Here is a 20,840-nt window from a genome sequence, read left to right as displayed (position 1 = left end):
AGCCGCTCCCGATGCCCGGCGCCGCCGGGCATCGTTTCCCACCGCCTCAGGCCGCCTGCAGCGCCAGTTCCAGATCGGCGATGAGATCATCCGGATGCTCGATGCCGATCGACAGGCGGATCGTCGATTCCAGCACGCCGATGCGCTCCCTGATATCGGCAGGCACGCCGGAATGCGTCATTGTAGCGGGGTGGCTCGCAAGGGATTCCGTGCCGCCGAGGCTGACGGCGAGCTTGAAGACCTGCAGGGCATTCAGGAATTTGAAGGAGGCCGGCTGGCCGCCGCGGATATCGAAAGAAAAGGTCGAGCCGGCGCCGGTGCTTTGTGCGGCGAATGTGCGGCCCGACGGCGAGTCCGGGTCGTGGTATGGGAGATAATGGACCGTCTCGACCTTCGGATGACCGCGCAGGAAATCGGCGACGGCCCGGGCATTGCTGTTTGCCCGCTCCATGCGCAGCTGAAGCGTTTCCAGCGACCGGCCGAGCATCCAACAGGAATGCGGATCGAGCTGGGTGCCGATCGCGCCGCGCAACGCCTTGACCTGCTTGATGACAGCCTTGCACCCGAGGACGGCTCCGGCGATCAGATCGGAGTGGCCGCCGACATATTTGGTCAGCGAATAGAGCGAGATATCGGCGCCATGCTCGATTGGCCGCTGGAAGACCGGCCCGAGCAGGGTATTGTCGCAGACGACGATCGGCTGATGCCCCTGCTTCGCTCCGATCGAATCGGCCACACGCCGGATCATCGCGATATCGACCAGGCTGTTGGTCGGATTGGCAGGCGTCTCGATCAGGATCACGGAGACACGACCCTTCGCCGCCGCCTCCTCCGCCGCCTTCTGCACCGAGCCCTCGCTGACCCCATCGGCAAAGCCGACTGCGGCAACCCCGAAATTGAGGAAGGTCTTTGCCAGCAAGGTTTCTGTGCCGCCATAGAGCGGCTGCGAATGCAGGATCGCATCGCCCGGCCGAACGAAGGCGAACAGAGTTGTGGCAATCGCCGCCATGCCTGAGGAGAAGAGAGCGCCGCTTTCGGCCCGCTCATAGACGGCGAGCCTGTCTTCGACAATCTCGCTGTTTGGATGGTTGAAGCGCGAATAGACGAGGCCAGCGCCCTTGCCGGCCGGCGGCTCGCGACGGCCAGAGACGTAGTCGAAGAAGTCGCGGCCGTCCTCGGCGGAATTGAAGACGAAGGTGGAGGTGAGGAATACCGGTGGCTTGACCGCCCCTTCCGAAAGTTCGGGATCGTAGCCGTAATTCAGCATCTGCGTTTCGGGATGCAGCGCGTGATTGCCGATATGGGTTTTGGAAGGGTGCGGGGCGGTCATGATCGTCTCCTCTGTCGAACCTGCCGAGGGTTAGGATACATCAATTCGAGGAGCAGTCACCGAGACTGCTCAACTGAAGAGTGGAGCAAGATTTCATCCGAGAACTGATCGCACTTCTTGGCATCAAGCCCCGCCGCTCAGCTCGCAGTCTCGCCCAAAGTATCGGCGACATAGGCGCCGCGCGCGCCCATCGGCAGCGGATGGCCCGTCGTCGTGTCCCGCGCCGTCTGGTGCTCCAGCTCTGCGTTGACCTCCGCGCCGACAATGAGAATGACGACGGAAAGCCAGATCCAGATGAGGAAGCCGATCAGCGCGCCGAGCGTGCCGTAGGTGGCGTCGTAATTGGCGAAATGCTCGAGGTAGAAGGAGAAGCCGAGCGACATGAGGGCCCAGGCGACCGCTGTCAGAGCAGCACCCCAGGTCATCCACCGTACCCTGGCAGGTTCGCGGCTCGGACCGAAGCGGTAGATCAGCATGACTGCTGCCGCCACCACAAGCAGGAGCAGTGGCCATCTCAGCAGAAGAGCCATTTGCTCCTGGAATCGGTCGAGCCAGAGATAGGAGAGCACGACCGGCATCACCCCGACCAGCGCCACCATCAGGCCGGCGAAGAAGATTACGCATAAGGTGAAGCAGAAGCCGACCAGGTTCAGCCGCACGAGGCTGCGCTTCTCGTCCTCCTCATAGGCGACGTTCATCGCGTCGAAGATCGCGAGCGTGCCGTTGTGCGTGCTCCAGAGGGCGACGGCGAGGCCGACGAAGAAGGTGATGCCGAGCGTGCTTTCTCGCTTTTCGACAAGCGACTTGATCTGATCGGCAAGAAGATCAAAAGCTCCGGGCGGCAAGAGAATGGCGAGCTCGCGCAGATGTTCGGAGATGGTGACGGGATCGGCAACCAATCCGTAGAGAGACACGAGAGCCGCCAATGACGGAAAGATCGCCAGCAGCAGATAGAAGGTCACGCCGGCGGCAATAAGCGTGACGCGGTCGTGCAGGATTTCATGGAAGACGCGCCAGAACACGTCGCGAAGGCCGCGCATCGGAATGGCCTCGGGTGTCGCTGCGCTACGCCCGTGATCATCGCCGCTCCAACTGGTCGTGGCAGGCGGCGCCAGCGCGTCGCGCTGCCTTGCCTGCAGTACGACCAAAGCACCGATCGCCGCCGCCATCACCGTCGCGGCGAGGGGAAATCTCTTGAGGTGGAGCGCATCAGCCATTACCCTATCCTCCGATTTGCTGCGTTGATAACGCTGGGCGTCGCTAAAAGATGCAAGCCCTTGCTTTCTTGCGGAGAATCCGGGCAGGGGAGGGGCTCTGCCTGCGCCCGGTAACGTTTTTGCGCGCAGGAAGCGCAGAGATCATCAAGTCATAAGTTACTGATTTCAAAAGGTCCGCCTGGGCATACGGAAATGAAATCCGTCTTTACTTTCGTTACCTCGCGAGGGCGGGGCTGAGAGTGCTGCCGCTGTTTGCTGCCGTTGCGGCTCCAGAGCCGGAGAACCGGACCGCATAAAACCTTACGAAACGCGATCTCGATCCTAATCTCACTGCCGAGATCGGCGGTTGAGCGGCCGGTTTCTCCAATGGCAGCCAGCCGAGCCAAACGGCGGGTGGCAATCCTATTCCGGCAAGCCTGCCTTGCGCAATGCCGATGCCAGCCCATCCATGAGCTGGGGTCGCACCACATCCATTCGTACGAACGCGCCGATCGTCCAGCCGGGCGCGACCTCCAGGAGGCGCCTGGCAGCTGCCCAGGCGGCCTCCAGCCGATCGAGATTGGCGTAGCTCGCCGCTAGGCTGGCGTGGAGTATGCTGAAAGCGGGGTTCACTTGGATCCCGAGCGCTGAATATTTTACGGCGTCCTCAAACCGAGCGGTAAACAGGCTGACCCAGGCCAACGCGAGATAGGAATGATAGTTCATCGGATCGAGCGGGCTTAGCCGGAGGGCCCTGAATGCGTGATCGCGTGACTGATCATAGGTTTCGTTGAACATGTGAACCATCGCGCTTAAACCGTAGGCGAGCGATGAATTTCCATCGAGCATCAGCGCCCTGTCGAGCGCATTGATGGAGCGGTCATAATCATGCGTGATCGTGGCGTGGACGAAGCCCCCCAGGCAAAGCGCCTGCGGTTCATCGCCGCCGGTGGCGAGCGCCGCGTCAGCGTGCCTGAGAGCAGCAGCTCTGTCCTCGGGATGGAACCCGCCACGTAGGAAACGCTGTTCATATCCCCAGGCAGCATAGCCATGCGCGCAGGCATAGTTGGGATCAAGACGCAAGGCCTCGCCCAGCAACCGCAGAGCTTCACTGGTATCCGCCGGTGTATTGGCATAGCTGTGCGGCAGCGCGCGGAGGAATAAATCATAGGCATCCAGGCTATCCGGCCGCTTGCGACGCGCGCGCTCGATCTCCGCGCGCCGGATCGTCGGCTCAAGCGTTCCGACGATCCGTTCGGTCAGTTGATCCTGCAAATCGAAAACGTCCTCAGCCGCACCCTCAAACCTGTCGGCCCAGATATGGGTTGCGTCCCGCCCTTCAATCAAGTGCGCAGTGATACGCAAGCGGTTCGCCGCCCGCCGTACACTACCTACGAGCACGTAGCGAACGCCTAGATCCCTGGCGATCTGCCTGACGTCCATGGCCCTGCTTTTGTAGGCGAAGGTGGAGTTTCGCGCGATGACGAAAAGGCTCGAAATCTTCGAAAGGTTAGTGATGACATCTTCAACCAATCCATCGGTAAAATATTCCTGCTCTGGGTCGCCGCTCATGTTTTCGAAGGCCAATACGGCTATCGACGGCTTATTCGGCAGGGCAGGTGGCCTTGCCAATCGCGCTTCCGGAGAAGTACCTTCCTGCACCAGACGATGGACTGTGATCGGCTCGGCAATGTTCTTGACCCTTTGCTCGCCCATCGGTTCAAATCCGAAGGCAAGTGTCTTTTCGACCTCGCGCACGACCTTGCCGGAGATACAGATGCCGCCGGGATCGGCGAGTTGCTGCAGGCGCGCCGACACATTGACTCCTTCGCCATAGCGGTCATCGCCGTCGACAATAACTTCACCGAGATTGAGCCCTATTCTCAGCTCCAGCCGCTCATTCTGCGGCACCTCCGCATTGCGCTCGTTTAGCGCGCGCTGCACTGACACCGCGCATTCAACCGCATCCACGGCGCTGCAGAATTCGGCAAGCAAGCCGTCTCCCATGAGCTTGAAGATGCAGCCGCGTCGCCTGGCGATTTCCGGCTCGATCAGCTTCTTGCGTATCGTGGTGAGACGCTCGAAGGTGCCCGTCTCGTCACGCTCCATCAGCGCCGAGTATCCAACCACGTCGGCCGCTAGGATAGCCACAAGCTTCCTGTCCATCAGCCCCTCACATGAAGCAATGCCGAACATTAACATATAAGCGAAGTGCCACCTAGGGCGTCGCCTCCGGCATCGCCGCCCGAGACATGAAGCTCAGCTGGAAAATACGTTGTCCGCGGACAACCGATCCACGGGATCCCCGCCGGCACACGAAGGCCAGCCCTCATAAGAGATGCGCGCAGCAAGAATAATGTCCGACTTGCCACGCCCCCGGACCGCTGGGGTCGGATGGCCATCGCGGACATGCTGCCAGGTGCCGCCGGGAGCTTCGCGCATTTTTGCTTGCGGCCGACCAGATGTCCCACGCGCTCAGTTGTCCGCGGACAACCCAATTCTAAACCTGAGGATCACTGGCGGCCGAACGAAACATCCGCCACCACTGCTTCTTTCACGGCGCAATCTGTACGATATCGACGCAGCTACCGGCTTGAATTCGCCGCATTGCGACACTACCTCCTGACGAGCCGAAGCGCTGACCCTCCTAGCTGCTTTGGCCCGATAGACAGCACTCCCCCTCCCATGCTGTCGGTCACTATCGAAGCCCGGCGCACTCTCCCGCGCCGGGCTTCTTTCACTCTGATGCATGGCATCCGCCTCGCCATTCGATGCCCCTTACAGGACGGTTCAGGACGAGGCCTCCCAGGCAGCCCCGCTGATCCTCGGCGTCCCCGATCGACCGCGGCCTCCACCAACGGACCAGGCGCCGCGGCACCCTTCGACACGCCTGAAACCGCAGCAACCTCCACCACCAAAGCAATCCCGGGCGCGGCATCCGCCAACGTCCCTCATACCGAGGCGCCGATTCTTGCGTGTCCCCGGCGCGACGCACACCCCCTGTTGAGGTCCAGCGAGGTTATCCCCAACACCTCTGATGGGATCCGCCAGTCTGGCCGGTATAAACGAGATCAGCAAAAGCAACCGAACTAACAGGGGGATAGCCATGCGCGATGCCATTTGCGGATTGCACAGCGCGAAGACATCAGGCGATCCGGTCGCAGGGCCATATGCTCCCGTCGCGATTCTCACCTGAGCCGGAGCCGTGTCGGGTCGCGGTGCGAGGAGCGGACAGCAAAGCATATTCGAGAGGTACGGATCGATGCTAGCTACAGATGATCAGCCCGCGACTGATGATGATCCCATCGGCACCCGCCGCTCCGGCGCCATCGGTCGCGCGCCATGTCGGCGGCTCTTCCCACGTGGTCAATGCTGAGCGCGCAGCAGCACCGCTCCCTGTTTCCATCTCACGCAGGCGCATCCGCGCCACCCCTCCGAGGCGCGGAGCATGTGGCTCTCCTAGGCGCCGCCCTACCTCGAACAGCTACGAGCCTCCGCCAGATCATCCGGCGCCTACCGGCGCCCACGGCCGCCGCCACGCATTCGAAGGCGCGGCGTCCGCCAACGTCCCTCATTCTGAGGCGCGCAGGCCAAGGGCCGGAGCCTCGAAGGACACGCCACCGCACCGCTCCTTGGATCTACCCGACGCGACGCGCACCCGCCCTTCGAACCTTTGGTGCCGCTGCGCCATCCTCCAGCACCTCTCGTCGCCCGCAGCCGCCCGCCGACGGACCCAAGGTGCGGCATCTCCAACGACCCTCATGCTGAGGCGCTGCATGTCGTTCGCAGGAGGCTCGCGCAGAGGTAAAAGAACTAAACCACGATATTACTTCCATATTGGAATCAAAACAAATCAAATCAAACCTTTATCCCTTACACCACCAACATCCCCTGCCGCTCAGCCAGCGTCACCTCCGCTCGCGTCCCGGCGTTGAACTCCAAAAAATCCGCCTCGATACCGTCGCTGAAGATGACGCCGTGTTCCGGCATTTCGGAGACGATGGTAAGCGGCTGGTCCTCAGAGACGATGCCGGCAACGATGCTGGTGCCGGTGGTGCGGCTGGGAAAGGGTTCGCGCACGAAGTAGCGCAGGTAATCCGCGTCCCAGGCAAAGGACATATCGATCTTCCGGTCGGCGGGTTCGAGGCCGAGCGCGCTCGCGGCTCCTAGACAGCCGGAGTAGAGGCTCTTCAGCCAGCCGGTCGAACCCATGCCCGTGGAGACGATGATACCGCTGGAGGATTGGCGTTCCTCGCGCTCCTCGGCATGCAGGATATAGCGCGCCGAGACGTGGCTTTGCGGGCCGATGAAGAGGTCGTTGACGGCGTGAATGACGGCGCCAGTGTTCAACGCCGCCTTCGCCATGCTGACGCGCTTGATCGGCCGCTTGTTCTTCAGCGCCTCGCCGATCACCTTCGGAAGGCTCCTCGGGTTGAAGGGAAGCAGCAGGCCGTCCCAGCGCTCGGGGTCGGGGTTAACGCCGAGCACCGGCTGCCCATCGAGATATTTGAGCGTGTTGGCGACCAGACCGTCCTGGCCGAGCACGACGATGACATCGTCGGGACCGAAGACGAAGCTCGCGAGGTAGCGGCGGTCGAGGCGCTGAACACGGGCGACGGCGCGCAGGCTTGCTTCCACCTCTGTGATGGCCGTTTCGTACCGCTTCTTCTCGGCGAGGTAGTCGCTGAAATCGGCACCGAGATGCTCGACATAGAACTGCGCCTGCTGCACCGTGTTGAAGCGGGCAATGAGTTCGTCGAGCCGGGTCGGCCTGACGACCAGGATGATCTTGCGTTCGTCAGAGGCCGGCACGGTCCTTGCCCTCCTGCGGCTGCAAGATCTCCCTGAGAAGATCGGGCGAGACGTTCAGCTGGCCGATCTTCGTCGCATTGTCGGCGAGGTCGCGGAAGGCGAGCGCCATCAGCTGGCCCGGCTGCATGCCGACCGAGGCAAGCGCCTGCAGCACTTTCGGATCGGCCTGCTCGAAGGATTTCATCATCGCCGTCATTGCATAGGCTTGGGCGTCGGCCTCGGCCCGAGCATTGGTCGCCGCCAGTGTCACCAGGTCGCGGTTTTGCTCTTCGAGCGCGATCCTGCCGGCCATTTCTTCGCGGCGGATCTGCAGCTGCCGTTCCTGAACGGCGCGTTCGGCTTCCATCTGGGCTTCGCGCACCTGCCGCCTCTTGTTCTCCAGGGTGATCTCGGTGGCGATCTCGTTTTCCTTGATCGTCCGCTCCTGTTCGATCGCCGCGTTGCGCCTGCTATAGATAGCTTCGTCGGCCTGCCGGAGCAGTGCTTCGCGGGCCTGCGCTTCCAGCGCCTTCGCGGTTTCGGCCTTCGGCATGACGGCAAGCAGCGACAGACCTAAGATCTCGAGTCCAAGCGCTTCAATTGTCGGATGAACCTTGAGCGCGTCCGCCACGCCGGCGACGAGCGCCTCGCCTGAAGCAAGAACCTCCTTCAGCGACAACGTCTGAACCTCGGCCCGCATCGCCACCTGGACGCGGTCGATCACCCGGGTCGAAAGCTTCTGCGGATCTTCCGAGACATAGTGGCCCCTACGGTCGAGGGTGAAATTCAGAAGTGCCGCCGTGCGGCGCGGGTCGGCGATGCGGTAGGTGATCTGCCCCTGCACCGTCACCTCCTGGAAGTCCGATGTCACCAGAGGAAAGATGAAGGGATCGTTGACGCTGGCAGTTGGCACGAGCACGAGAGAGCTCGAAGGCGAGAAATGCCAGAAGGCAAGACCTGCGCCCTCGCGGACGGCCTTGCCGTTCTGATACTGGATGACGTATTGCGTGGGTTCCGTCTTGATAAAGCGCAGTCCGAACATATCCGTTTTTCCTATCCCTGGTGCGAGCCCCTCGCTCGTGCCGAAAAGGAGAAAACATGACTTAGTGGAAAATGTCAACTAACTTAGTTGAATATTTACACTAAGGCTAACACCTGCTATGTTCCCATCATGACGACACACGATATTGACGCCTTCAAACCGATCGCCACCGTCGATCTCGCCATCTTCTCGCTGTCGCCGGCAGGCCTCTCCGTGCTTCTCGTACGACGCGCGAACGCGCCCTTCACCGGCGACCGGGCCCTGCCTGGCGGCTGGATCCATATCGACGAGGATGCAGATCTGGAGGCGGCGGCGCGCCGTGTGCTGAAGGAAAAGACCGGCGTCGAAGCACCCTACCTCGAACAGCTGCAAACGACGGGAAACCGCGATCGCGACCCGAGAGGCTGGAGCATCAGCATCGTCTACATCGCCCTGCTTTCGGCCGACGACGTCGCAGAGCGGCAAGAAGCGATGGCTGAGGATGCCGAATGGCGGCCGATAGAATGCGACGGCGTCGGCTTGTCCCTTGCTTTCGACCACGCATCCCTGCTCAAGGAGGCGCTCAGCCGCATCCGAAGCAAGGTCGAATATTCGAGCCTGCCCGGCCATCTGCTGCCTGTCCGTTTCACATTGAGCGAGCTGCAATCGGTCTATGAGAGCCTTCTCGGCCGCAAGCTCGACAAATCGGCTTTTCGAAAACGCATGGCGGAAGCCGATTTCCTGGAGCCGATCGAGGGTGAAATGCGCCGGGCCAGCAATCGGCCCGCTCAGGTCTTCCGCCTGAGGGACACCCGGTCGCTGGTGCTCTTCGACCGGAGAATCTGACCGCCCGCTGGGCTGAAATCTGCGGTATGGCGTAAATACAAAAGCTTAGAGCGGCCAGCGCTTCCGCAAAAAGCTGAACCGCTCTAATGTTTCATCATCAGAGGAAATGTCGCATGCGATAGCAAATGGCGAGTGACGCGGCCGATAAGCAGTTCAAGGAAATAGCCGTGCTTGAAGGCCCCGATCAACAGGCAGGTGGCCTCCGCTGAACCTGCGAAGTCGATAATGGCGTCGCCGACCGAGCGGCTTTCCGAACGGATCGCGACGACATCGCCATTCAAGCCAAGTTGCGCAAGTAGCTCCCTGGCGGTGAACTGGTAGCTGCCATCGGGCTTATCGTCGACGCACAAAAGAGTGACGTGCTCCGCCACCGCCAGCCACCGCCTTGCGGCAACGACGGCCACTCGTGCGTGATTGTGCGGTTTCCAACCGATCACGACATGCTGGAGGAGATGACCGGAATAGCCGCCTGCAGGCGGCACGAGCACGAGCTTGTGTTCTTTGAAAAGCAGGTCGTGGAATGCGTCGCGGGCATCCATGTTGCCGTAGCATGGGGTGACGACGAGTGCGCTATCGTGGCATTCGGATGTGACGCAGCGGCCGAGATCACCGCGGCAGTCATCAAGCGGCAGGTCGCTTCGGTCCGGATCGGCCACTTTCCAACTCTCGAAGACGCTTATCACCCTCTCCAGGCGCTGTTGTGGCGAACCCTCGTTCATGTCTCGCAGCATCTGCAAGTCGATTTCTTCGGGCGCGGCGACCATCCATTCCGGATCTGCACCGACATGGGCGGCCGCCATGCTGCCATTGATGGCTCGAGCAGCGTCTTCCGCAATATCGAGGCAGATGCGAGCAGTCGCCGGATCGGGCAGCAAGGCGATGACATCAGCCTGGACGGTCAACTCGTGAACCTGCCGGGCTAAGATCTCCGCGGGTGGCACCGTTTTTGGGTCGCGGCCGTGTGAAGGTGACGTATTCATCAGGACCTCCGTGCGCGAGCATCCCGCATCGCTCCCTGGTCCAATCCTAAAGTCATAATACGCCCGCGCCTGGTGGCCCGCAACACGCCAAGGGCTTGAACAGATCGGCGCAAGACGGGCAGTAGCCCCATGCTGTGTCGCTTCCATAAGACGTCCGGTAAGGTCTTCACCGAAGCTGGCGCGGCCGTCCTTCATCCTCAATTCGAGGGTACTGACCCATCGTCGGAGCGCGATCAAACAAGAGCCGATCAAGCGTTCAAACGCTGCTGCGTCTGCTGGTCGAAGAAATGGACCTTCGATGTTTCGAAGGAAAGCTTCACCCGCTGTTCCGGCGCGAGCTCGACACGTTCGCGCACGACCCAGGTCAACTCCCTGCCGTCGACTTCGACGGCGACATGGGTTTCCGATCCCGTCGGCTCGACCACCTTGACCACGGCATCGATGCCGGTCTCGCCGCCGAAGGCGATATCCTCGGGACGGATGCCGAGCGTCACCGGCCGGTTTGCCGAACTGGCCGGAGCCCGCGAAAGCTTCACGCGCGGCCCTCCGTTCAGCGCCAGCGCCGGGCTGCCGGCATCGGCGATGCTTCCTTCGAGAAAATTCATGGCGGGCGAGCCGAGGAAACCGGCGACGAAGATGTTGCGCGGCTTGTCGTAGAGTTCGAGCGGGCTGCCGATCTGCTCGACGCGGCCGCCATGCAACACGACGATCTTGTCGGCCATGGTCATGGCTTCGATCTGGTCGTGGGTGACGTAGACGATCGTCGTCTTCAGCCGCTGGTGCAGCGCCTTGATCTCGGCGCGCATCTTGACGCGCAGCTTGGCGTCGAGGTTGGAGAGCGGCTCGTCGAAGAGGAAGACCTTCGGATCGCGAACGATGGCGCGCCCCATCGCGACGCGCTGGCGCTGGCCGCCGGAAAGTTGAGCCGGCTTGCGGTCGAGCAGCGGCTGCAGGCCGAGGATGGCTGCGGCCTCGCCCACCTTTTTCTCGATCTCCGGCCGCTTGATGCCGGCGAGTTCCAGCGCGAAGCCCATGTTCTGGGAGACCGTCATCTGCGGATAGAGCGCGTAGTTCTGGAAGACCATCGCAATGTCGCGGTCCTTGGGCTGCAGATTGTTCACCACCCGCCCGTCGATGCTGATCTCGCCGGCCGTAATGTCCTCGAGCCCGGCGATCATACGCAGCAATGTGGATTTGCCGCAGCCCGAGGGACCGACGAGGATGGTGAATTCGCCATCGGCAATCTCGACGTCGACGCCGTGGATGATATCGACAGCGCCGAAGGACTTCTTGACGTTTCTGATGCTCAAGCCAGACATTTGCGATCCCTCCGACTCTTTTAGCGCTTCCTGCGCACGCGCAGCGCCTGATACGGCTTGCGCGGGATTTTTACGCCGAAGGCGGCGTCCGGCTTGCCGCCGCGCACGACCGAACCGTGGCGGGTCGGATGCGGAACGGGTGCCGCGACCTTCTCGGCCGGCGTGATCGTCATCTCCCAGGTGTCGATGATATCGACGTCGTAATCGTCGCCATCGACCGGCAGGCCGGTGGACCAGACGACCGGCTGATGCTCGCCGAAATAGATCAGGCGGAAATCGCCGTCGCCGTCACGGGCGCCCGAAACGCGCGACCAGGGCCATTCGCCAATGACGCCGAGCGGCTCGAGACCGTGCTTGACGTCGGCCTCCAGCAGGTCGCGCAAGAAGCCGATGCGCTTCCATGCCTCGCCCCGCAGTTCGCCGCCCTTGGCCCACCAGATCAGATCCTCGGGATGGGAATAGGTCTCGCCGTGGCCGGCGTAACCGCCGCGCGCCATTGTGATCCAGAAACGGTGCACGAGCTCCTGCGCATGAAGATTGCCCCAGGACTGCAGGATGTCGCCCTCATATTCCGGCTCGTCGTTGATGACGGGCTTGCCATAGGCGTTGCGCCATTCCTGGGTCCGCTTGACGTCGGGATTCTGAATGCAGGTGTGGGTGACCCACGGCTTGCGGTGATCGAAATTCGCCGTCACGTCGCCATTATGGATCGAGCGCAGGTGCTGGTAGGGATCGTTTTCCTCCAGGATGTGGAAGTAGCGGTCCCATTGCGCCATCGGCTTGGTGTCGATCAGGAAGTCATATTCGTTGGCGAGCGACCACCAGACGTTCCGGTATGCGGCAAAGCGGGCGGCCAGATATTCGACATAGCGGAAATCCTGTTCGGCCGACATGTCGGCATAACCCCAGCGGTCATAGGGATGGAAGATGATGATATCGGCCTCGATGCCGAGGTCGCAGAGTGCGGCGACCTGCTTTTCAAAGTGCTGGAAGGCAGCCGGGTTCGGGCGGTTGAAATCCTCTTTCCCGTCGGCTCCCCGCTCGAAGCAGGCATGCAGCGGCTCGTTGACGTTGTAGGGGTAATCCTTGGGAAACACGCCCATACGCATCTTGTTGAACCGCGCCTTCTTGAGCGTCTCCAGCGTCTGCTTCTGCATTTCGAGCGGCTGGTGCGTCCAGGCATAGCAGGTCGTTCCGAAGGAGAGGAACGGAGTCCCGTCGGCATAGGCGAAGTGGAATTTGTTGCGGACCCGCACCGGGCCGTGATTGCCTGATGAAGGCGAGATTGCAGTGAGTGCGCCGGTCCTGCCGTCGAGTGCTGAAGTCCCGGAGCGCGTCTTGAACGACCACTCGCCTTCGCAATCGGGCATGAAGCGGATGCGGTAGGTACCGTTGCCGTCATAGAAGCCCGGCACGCGGACTTCGCGGCTCTTATGGGTGAAGACGGCATCGAATGCCACGTCGAGATAGGGATTGCCGCCGGCAGGCCCCTCGAAGGAAGCCTCGAACACACCCCATTTTTCGACTGTTGCCTCGGACATTCTGTCTCTCCTCGTAAAATGATTCCGCGATCAGCCCTTGACGGCGCCGGAGGTGAGGCCGGAGACGAAGTAGCGCTGAAACATGAGATAGACGATCGTCGCCGGAAGCACGGTCATGACGATCGCGGCGTTAAGCTGGCCGTAATTGCTGGAAAACTGGCCCTGGAAGGACATCAGGCCGAGCGGCAGGGTCCACATGTGCTGGTCCTGCAGCAGCACCAGCGCCATGGCGAATTCGTTCCAGGTGGAGACGAAATCGAGAATGAGCAATGCGGCGAGCACGGGCAGGCACACCGGCAGGAAGATCCTGCGAAAGATGGTGAAATGGCTTGCGCCGTCGATAAGCGCCGCTTCCGAGAGCTCCTTAGGAATGCTCTTGAAGAAGCCATGCAGGATGAAGACCTGGTAGGGCACGCCGAAGGCGATGTAGGGAAGGATGACGCCGGGATAAGTGTCGATCAGCCCAAAGGAATTGACGAGTGTGAAGAGCGGCGCCAGCATCACCTGGAAAGGGATCATCGTGCCGAAGACGACGAGGAGCAGCAGCGCCTTGCTGATCCTCAGCCTGATCTTGGCCAGCGCATAGGCGGCCATGGCCGAAAGAAACAGGCCGAGCGGCACCTTGATGACGGTGATGATCACGCTGTTGAAAAAGGAGTTGGCGAAATTGCCGCGGCTCCAGGCAGCGCTGTAATTGTCATAGGCAAGCTCGTTGGGCGGCATGAAGGCGCCCGTGCTCGTCACTGCCGCCGGCGACTTCAGCGAGGTGAAGACGATGAAGACGAAGGGCGCGACCCAGACGAGCGCCACGAGGACGAGCGCGATCCAGAGACCAATCAGGACGGGGTCCCGCTTCATCGACGACGGCCGGACTTCCAGGTTCACGGCGGCGTGGTCGCTCGATACTGCTGTCACGATTCGACCTCCTCGTGCTTTTGGGTCCATCTCAAATAGGGAATGACGACGGCCATGGTGATCAGCAGCAGCACGACGGAGATCGCCGCACCCCGGCCGAAATCGAAGATCTGCATGGCCTGCGTAAAGGCCCAGAGCGCCAGCATCTGGGTGGACTGGGCCGGGCCGCCGCCGGTCAGGCCGTAGACAATATCAAAGGCTTTCAGCGACGAGATGGTGGAAAGGACGAGTACGATGGTGATCGTCGGGCGCAACGCCGGCAGCGTCACATGCTTGAACACGGCCCAGCGGCCGGCGCCGTCGATGCGGGCGGCCTCGACCAGCGTCTGCGAGACATTCTGCAGGCCCGCCAGGAACAGCACCATCGAGAAGCCGACCGTCTGCCAGAGATAGGCGACGAAGACGGAGTAAAGAGCGATATCCCTATTCCCAAGCCAGTCCTTGATCCAACCCTGCATTCCCCAGGAGGTCAGCAGCTGGGCGAAGAGGCCGAAGAAGGGGTCGTACATCCACTTCCACATGGTGGCGACGGCAATCGGCGCGATGATGACGGGCAGGTAGAAGATGGCGCGCAGGCCGTTGCGGCCGAAGATTTTCTGGTTGAGGCTGAGCGCCAGGAGCAGCCCGACCATCGGCGGGAAGATCAGGCTCATTGCGGTCCAGATCACCGTGTTGCGGAAGGCCACCCAGAAGACCGGATCTTTGGTGAAGATCGCCGAATAATTGGCAATGCCGACGAATTGCCGGTTGGGATCGAGGCCGTTCCATTTCTGGAAGCTGAGGATCACGACGTTCAGCATCGGGTAGAGCGCAAAGACCGCATAGATCGCCAGTGCCGGCACGAGCAGGATGAGCGCTTGTGCACGCGGGTCATGTGTCGATTGTCGAAGTGACATGCTTTCCTCCTGGCGCGGCGCTTGCAGCCAGCTCACGAAAAGAATGTGCAGCCGATCGACATCGCGATCGATCGGCTGGTGCTTGGGAGGAATCAGCTTCTGCTGGCGATAAAGCTCTGCAGCTGCTTGGCCGCTTCGGCCGGCTCGGTATTGCCCGAGGCAACGTCATTGATAACGCGGAAATATTCCGTCGTCACGTCGAGCGGGAAGGCCTGGTCGCCGTTCATGTAGACCTTGCCGTATTTCTGGAAGATGCCGAGCCACTCCGCTTCGAGCGGCTTCTGGTTGGCATATTGCACGTTCTTGTTGACCGAGGTCGAGCTCAGCTGGCCGAGCAGGTCCTGCTGCACCTTGGTCGACAGGAAATAGTCGAGGAACTTGGCGGCGATGTCGGGATTCTTGCTCTTGGTGCTGATGTAATTGTACTCGGCAAAGCCGTAGAGGCGCTCGGTATTGGTGGGGAAGGGGAAGATGCCGTAATCGTCGAGATTGGCGCCCGAGCCGTTCATCTGGCTGACCAGCCAGTCGCCTTCGAGCATCATCGCCGCGCGGCCGGCGGTAAAGAGGCTGTAGGACTGCTTGTTGTCGATGCCCATGAAGGGCTGCAGCGTATAGTCCTTCGTCCACTTGGCAAATTCGGCGAAGGAATCCGCCGCGCAGGGCTCCTTGGTCCAGTCCAGCGTCATCGCCTTCAGCGCGTCGTGCTTCTCAGCGCCACACTTGGTCTCGAGAATGACGTCCATCAGGCGCATGACGTGCCAGTTGACCGTGCCGCCGAAGGTAAAGGCGGGAATGCCGGCGACCTTCAGCTTCTCGGCCGCGGCGAGAAGCTCGTCATAGGTCTTCGGCTCTTCGGTGATGCCGGCCTGTTCGAAAAGCTTCTTGTTGTAATAGACGGCTTCGCCCTTGAAGGTGAAGGGAACGCCGTGTTTGCCGCCCGGATAGAGGTCGGCAAAAGCCGCTGCCGACGGCAGCAATTCGTCGGTCCACTTGTATTCGGCGTAATATTTGTCGAGCGGCAGGGAGAGGCCGGCCTTCACATATTCGCCGCCGAGGCCGAGACCCGCCCAGCTGAAGTAAATGTCGGGGCCTTTGTCGGAGCCGGCAGCGACGCGCAGCGCCGTCTTGTGCTCGTCGACGGCGCGCTGGACGATTTCGACATGCGTTCCGGGATTTGCTGCTTCGAAATCCGAAGCCGCCTTCTTCAGCGCCGTGTTGGCGGCATTGTTGTCGAAGTTGAGGGTCCAGAGGGTGATGTCTTCGGCGAGAACCGGCCTGGCGGCGAAAGACGCCATGGCGATCGCGATGATGCTCGCAGTCTTCAATTTCGCGGAAAGGGTCAGCATTACGTCCTCCTCTTGTAAAGCCGGGCTCCTTGTCGCAGGTAATGATTAGCATGTCAACTGGTATGATGAGCTAACCATTATGCTGCCGCGCGAATTTTGCGATCGAAGCGATGATGATCGCAGCCGAAGCAGCGCCGGGATCGATATGCCCGATCACCCGCTCCCCCAGCCGCGATGCCCGCCCCTTGGCCGCCGTCATGTTCCTGGTCGCTTCTGAGCCTTGGCGCGCTGCCCGCTCTGCCATGTCGAGAGCTTCGGAGAGGGACGTCCCGGACGCAGGAGCGAGGGCGGCGTCGGCCGCGGGCCGCCAGGTGTCCACCATGGTTTTCTCGCCGGGCTCGGCCTTGCCGCGTTCCTGGATGCCCTGCGCCATCGCCGCGAAAGCACGCCGGAAGTCGTCGTCGCTGAGGTCGGACTTGTCCTTGACGGCGGCGCCGGCGCGCATGAAGGCTGTGGCATAGAGCGGGCCGGACGATGCGCCGACCGCATTCAGGAATGCTTTTGCCGCGGCGTTGAAGGCGGCTGTCGGCGCAGTCTGCGCGGGGTCGAGCGCGCCGACGGCCTTGGCCGCCGCCTCGCAGCCCGCATCCATGGCAAGGCCATGATCGCCGTCGCCGATGACGCCGTCCAGTTCGCAAAGATGGTCGCGATGCGCCGCAATATCATCGGCGATCAGGACAAACAGGCGCTGCAGGTCTTTGGTGAAGATTGCCATCGATCACCTCTTGAACATGGCGCAATCGCAGGGATGGTCGATCAACCGCCGAAGCTCGTCGTCGAGATGCATGAGCGTGACGGACGCTCCGGCCATCTCGAGCGACGTGCAGTAATTGCCGACGAGTGAAGTATGGATGATGAGCCCGGCATCATCGAGCCGCGCCTTCACGCGCCTCATCATGATGTAGAGCTCCATCATCGGCGTGGAGCCGAGCGAATTGACGAGCACGGCGACACGGTCGCCCCGATCTGCCTTCATTTCCCGGAGAATGTTGTCCATCAATTCGTCGGTCACGACGTCGGCAGACTTCAGCGGACCGCGGGCCGTGCCCGGCTCGCCATGGATGCCCATGCCGATCTCCATCTCGTCCTCGCCGATCTGGAAGTTCGGTTTCAATGTCTGGGGCAGCGAACAGGGCGAGAGCGCAACCCCCATTGTATAGGTTCGCGCATTGGCGTGGCGGGCGGCGCGCTCGACTTCGTCGAAGGAATAAAGCAGGTCGCAGGCAGCACCAGCGACCTTGAAGATGAAGACATTGCCGGCCACGCCGCGCCGCTTCTCCCCCTGATCGGAAGGGGCCGACGCCACATCGTCGGTCGTAAGCACGGTGCGGACCTCGATTTCGTCGAGCGCCAGCATTTCGGCAGCCATGTCGAAGTTCATCACGTCGCCGGCATAATTGCCGTACATGAACAGCACGCCGGCGCCGCCGTCGACCGCCCTCGCGCAGGCCATGATCGGATCGGGCGGCGGCGAGGCGAAGACATTGCCGATCGCAGCCGCATCCGCGAGTCCCTTGCCGACGTAGCCGAGAAAGGTCGGCTCGTGTCCCGAGCCGCCGCCGATCACCAGCCCGACTTTGCCCTTGCGCGGGCCGTTTCTGGCGATGATCGCGCGCGGCATGTCTTCCACCGCATAGAGGTGGTCGGGATGTGCCGCAAGAATCCCTTGCAGCATCTCGTCGACCGCATCCGCGCCTGCGTTGATAAGCTTCTTCGTCTTCACGCCGATCCTCCCTTAACGAGCTCCGACCTGCATAGATGCGGCTGGCGCGCCGGAGGTCAATGCGCCAGCGGCAAGACAGCGATCGCGAAGGGCGCGAGCAGCACATCTCCGCCCAATGCGCCGCAGTCGACCTTTCGCTCTTCGCACGTCAGGTTGACCATATGCAGCTTAGCGCCTGCGGCATCCACGGCAATAAAAGCGAGAACGTCGGAGGGCGAAGACGAGACGCATTCCTGCCAGGAGGCGCCCGCCAAGCCAGACAAAGTGCGCACAGCGTTGAAGAGTGGCCGACGCCCGCCCTGTTCGGTCGGCTCATCAGGGCCCGCGACCAGGCCGAAGGGACCGGCCAGGGCCGAAAGCGTCAGGCATTCGAGACCGGCATCCAGCACCCGGATTGCGTAGCCGAGCGCGAAAGCCCCGGCGAAGCGGCCGTTATGGCGTGGGTCGCGATTGGCCATCGGGATGCGGCCACCGGAGGGATTGTCCATCGTGCGGCTGCCATAGGGATTCTGCCGCATCGGGATTGTCGAGGGGCCGATGCGATAGGGCTTATCGCCGTAAATCGCGCGCACGGAGCGGGTGATGAAGGGCAGCGCTTCCAATGTCTGCATGACGCTGAGATCGTCGGCCGCATGCACGATCGGATTGGTGCAATGGCTGACGAAGTCGATCTCACCCGCAGGCACACGCTTGCGGTTGAGTTCGGTGAAATAGCTCAGCATGCCCCCGCCGATGCGCGTCTCGGGGAAAGCGGCGCGCGCGGCGGCATAGACGTCTTCGAGGGGAGGGCAGTCCGGCCATTTGCTGCCCGGCGGCGTCGATTGCCGGTCGACGGAAGGCGAGATCAGGACTGCATCCGGTTTGAACTTCGCCATCTGCATCTGGCGGGCGATTTCGGCAACCTCGCTCGCCGGCGACGACTTGCAGGGGAGCGCTATCTCCAACGTCGAGCGGCCGCGATGGAGAGCAGCGATTGCGGCAAAACTCTTCAGCGCTTCGGCGCCGTGCCCGGCATCCGGATCGAAATGGAAGAGAAGCTCGCGAGGCGCGATCTGAGACAGCAGGGACGCAGCCGCGAGGGTCGCATCGGCCTCCTCCGGCGTCACGATCACGCCGACGCCGGGCATTGTGCCGGTCCGCGTTCCCAGTTTGAGGCTGATCGTCGCGCCCGGCGTAACGACCGAGGAGCGTTTTTCGGAAGAGCCAGCATCCCTGATGATGAGCGAGGTTTTCTGCCGGACAGGCTGGCTGCCCTGAACTTGATAAGGCCAGGGCAGGGCGAGCGGCCGTACGTAGGTCTTGTAGGAGGCATCGGACCAGTTCCTCTGGTCCTCCATTTCGAAAGTATCGCCCTCCATCCGGCATTCCGCCGCAACCCCGGGCATGACCTCATGGGTGATGGCGCGCATGTCCTTGAATGGCTGCCAGGGCTCGATGAGATCGGGAAAACGCGTTTCGACAATGCGGCCGTCGACATGCTCTACCGTCGCCGGCGAACCGGCAACTCCGACGATCGGATGCAGGATGCAGAAGCCGCAGCGGTTGGTCTCGAAGCCGGTTTCGGTGACGGCTTCGGCCTCGAAGTCGAGCCGGCCCTGGCCTCCCGAGATGCGGACGTCGATAGAGAGCTTTGTTGCGCCCGGCCCGTCGCAGCGAGCCTGATAAGCAACCTCGAAGCAGTCCCCGCTTTGCTCGATCCTGAGATTGGCGATTTCAGGGCTGTAGGTGCCCCAGTCCCGGTCGCGAACGAGGTAGGAAATAGCCCGCAGCACCTCGCTCCCGTCGTAGCGGATGGAACGCAGGTTGCCGTCGGCGAGATCGGCCGTCAGCTTTCCGGCCGTCAGGCGGACCGGCTGCTTCTCCTGAGCGCGGGTGCCGTAGAGCGCGAAGGCATCAGTGGTCATCGCAGCATCGCCTTCACATCGACTGTCTTCCTCTGAGCGGCACTGTCATAGGCGGCCTCAACGAGCGCAAAGGTCTTCAGATTGTCGGCCCCCGAGGTCGAGTGCTCCTCGCCGCGTTTGAGCTGATCAACCCAGTGCTGCTGGATCGCGCCGACGCTCTCCTGAATATTGTGCCAGGGCCGCGAAGCCCAAGGCAGCAGCCTCGGAGAGACGTCCATCGTGGTGGTACCCCTGCCGTTGGTGATTTCGAGGCGGTAGCCCTGGCTCAGGCGAATCGTGCCTTCAGCACCGTCGAGCTCGATCAGGGTCTCGGGAAACGGCTCCTTCGAGAGCTTTGTGGCATAGCTGACGTCCACCACTGAGGTGGCGCCGTTTTCATGATCGAGCAGAATGGTCGCGACGTCCTCGCCCTTTATCCCGGGGTTGACCCGCTCTGCCCGGGCCGTCAGCGAACTGACGTCACCAAGGATATATCGGGCGATATCGAGCGTGTGAATGCCCAGATCTTCGATGATGAAGCGCTCGCCTTCCGCCAGATAGGGCTGGCCGGAGAAGACATCGTAGCCCGACCGGAAGGAGAAGCGCCCCCAGAAAGGCTTGCCGATTGCGTTGGCAGCGAGCGCCTTTCGCACCGCCTGAACCGGGGTCTGCCAGCGAAAATTCTCGTGCACCATCAAGGCGACGCCGGCATTGCGGCAGGCCTCAACCATCGCCTTCGCGTCCGACAACGTCTTTGCAAAGGGTTTTTGGCAGATGGCCGGCACCCTGTTGCGGGCGGCCATCTCCACCAATGCGCGGTGGCTCTGGACTGTCGTGGCAATATCGGCAAAATCGAAGCCGCCATCGGCAAACATCGCCTCGGCGTCTCTGTAGCGGCGTTCGATACCGAACTGGTCGCCGACGATCTTTAGGCGCCCAGGATCACGGTCGCAGATCGCGACGATGTCAGCGCCGTCGACATCATTCCAGGCATGCATCTGGTTGATGGCGAAGAAGCCGCAGCCGATCAGGGCGCCTTTCAATTCCGTCATC

Annotated in this window: 16 protein-coding genes; 1 reads left to right on the top strand and 15 read right to left on the bottom strand. The window is 61.9% G+C overall.

The annotated features are described in order from the left end of the window. Positions 1-46: 46 nt before the first annotated feature. The 5 genes from J2J98_RS22145 to J2J98_RS22125 all read right to left on the bottom strand — a co-directional run bounded on the left by J2J98_RS22145 (position 47) and on the right by J2J98_RS22125 (position 8,359). Entirely contained in the window at positions 47-1,330 is a 1,284-nt protein-coding gene (locus tag J2J98_RS22145; protein WP_207603465.1) for a cystathionine gamma-synthase family protein, read from the bottom strand. 137 nt (positions 1,331-1,467) lie between these two features. Further along, complete coding sequence (locus J2J98_RS22140) at positions 1,468-2,547, bottom strand: YihY/virulence factor BrkB family protein (RefSeq protein WP_064708421.1); 1,080 nt, start codon at positions 2,545-2,547, stop codon at positions 1,468-1,470. 402 nt (positions 2,548-2,949) lie between these two features. Next, entirely contained in the window at positions 2,950-4,692 is a 1,743-nt protein-coding gene (locus J2J98_RS22135) for an adenylate/guanylate cyclase domain-containing protein (protein ID WP_171049230.1), read from the bottom strand. A gap of 1,707 nt (positions 4,693-6,399) precedes the next feature. Then, positions 6,400-7,338, bottom strand: a complete 939-nt coding sequence (locus J2J98_RS22130; RefSeq protein WP_207603463.1) for a diacylglycerol kinase catalytic domain-containing protein — start codon at positions 7,336-7,338, stop codon at positions 6,400-6,402. Further along, a complete protein-coding gene (locus tag J2J98_RS22125) occupies positions 7,325-8,359 on the bottom strand; it encodes an SPFH domain-containing protein (RefSeq protein ID WP_064712352.1) in 1,035 nt (344 codons plus the stop codon). Before J2J98_RS22125 ends, J2J98_RS22130 begins: the two co-directional genes overlap by 14 nt. A gap of 129 nt (positions 8,360-8,488) precedes the next feature. Between J2J98_RS22125 and J2J98_RS22120 the strand changes: the two genes are divergently transcribed. Continuing rightward, positions 8,489-9,184: an NUDIX hydrolase gene (locus tag J2J98_RS22120; RefSeq protein ID WP_207603462.1), complete on the top strand. Its 696-nt coding sequence runs from the start codon at positions 8,489-8,491 to the stop codon at positions 9,182-9,184. A gap of 83 nt (positions 9,185-9,267) precedes the next feature. Here the strand turns inward: J2J98_RS22120 and J2J98_RS22115 are convergent, their stop codons facing one another. The 10 genes from J2J98_RS22115 to J2J98_RS22070 form a co-directional block, all read right to left on the bottom strand. Then, entirely contained in the window at positions 9,268-10,164 is an 897-nt protein-coding gene (locus J2J98_RS22115) for a universal stress protein (protein ID WP_207603461.1), read from the bottom strand. Positions 10,165-10,412: 248 nt separating this feature from the next. Further along, on the bottom strand, positions 10,413-11,483 hold the full coding sequence (locus J2J98_RS22110; RefSeq protein ID WP_064708417.1) for an ABC transporter ATP-binding protein: 1,071 nt from the start codon (positions 11,481-11,483) through the stop codon (positions 10,413-10,415). 20 nt (positions 11,484-11,503) lie between these two features. Further along, the gene (locus J2J98_RS22105; RefSeq protein ID WP_207603460.1) at positions 11,504-13,024 is read right to left on the bottom strand and encodes a DUF5060 domain-containing protein; all 1,521 of its coding nucleotides are present in this window, start codon (positions 13,022-13,024) and stop codon (positions 11,504-11,506) included. 30 nt (positions 13,025-13,054) lie between these two features. Further along, positions 13,055-13,882 carry a carbohydrate ABC transporter permease gene (locus tag J2J98_RS22100; RefSeq protein WP_260693497.1) on the bottom strand — a complete coding sequence of 276 codons (828 nt, stop codon included), beginning with the start codon at positions 13,880-13,882 and terminating at the stop codon, positions 13,055-13,057. Between the two features lie 53 nt (positions 13,883-13,935). Continuing rightward, complete coding sequence (locus J2J98_RS22095; RefSeq protein ID WP_138394636.1) at positions 13,936-14,835, bottom strand: carbohydrate ABC transporter permease; 900 nt, start codon at positions 14,833-14,835, stop codon at positions 13,936-13,938. 92 nt (positions 14,836-14,927) lie between these two features. Next, entirely contained in the window at positions 14,928-16,181 is a 1,254-nt protein-coding gene (locus J2J98_RS22090; RefSeq protein ID WP_138394637.1) for an ABC transporter substrate-binding protein, read from the bottom strand. 70 nt (positions 16,182-16,251) lie between these two features. Beyond that, the gene (dhaL, locus tag J2J98_RS22085; RefSeq protein ID WP_207603458.1) at positions 16,252-16,896 is read right to left on the bottom strand and encodes a dihydroxyacetone kinase subunit DhaL; all 645 of its coding nucleotides are present in this window, start codon (positions 16,894-16,896) and stop codon (positions 16,252-16,254) included. Positions 16,897-16,899: 3 nt separating this feature from the next. Beyond that, a complete protein-coding gene (locus tag J2J98_RS22080; protein WP_138394639.1) occupies positions 16,900-17,904 on the bottom strand; it encodes a dihydroxyacetone kinase subunit DhaK in 1,005 nt (334 codons plus the stop codon). A gap of 56 nt (positions 17,905-17,960) precedes the next feature. Further along, positions 17,961-19,808 carry a D-apionate lactonase gene (apnL, locus tag J2J98_RS22075; RefSeq protein WP_207603457.1) on the bottom strand — a complete coding sequence of 616 codons (1,848 nt, stop codon included), beginning with the start codon at positions 19,806-19,808 and terminating at the stop codon, positions 17,961-17,963. Beyond that, positions 19,805-20,839, bottom strand: a complete 1,035-nt coding sequence (locus tag J2J98_RS22070; RefSeq protein WP_207603456.1) for a Gfo/Idh/MocA family protein — start codon at positions 20,837-20,839, stop codon at positions 19,805-19,807. The genes apnL and J2J98_RS22070 overlap by 4 nt, the downstream gene beginning before the upstream one ends. Between the last annotated feature and the right edge of the window lies 1 nt (position 20,840).

This window comes from Rhizobium bangladeshense, assembly GCF_017357245.1.
Lineage (GTDB): Bacteria > Pseudomonadota > Alphaproteobacteria > Rhizobiales > Rhizobiaceae > Rhizobium > Rhizobium bangladeshense.
This window is presented reverse-complemented; position numbering and strand designations above follow the sequence as displayed.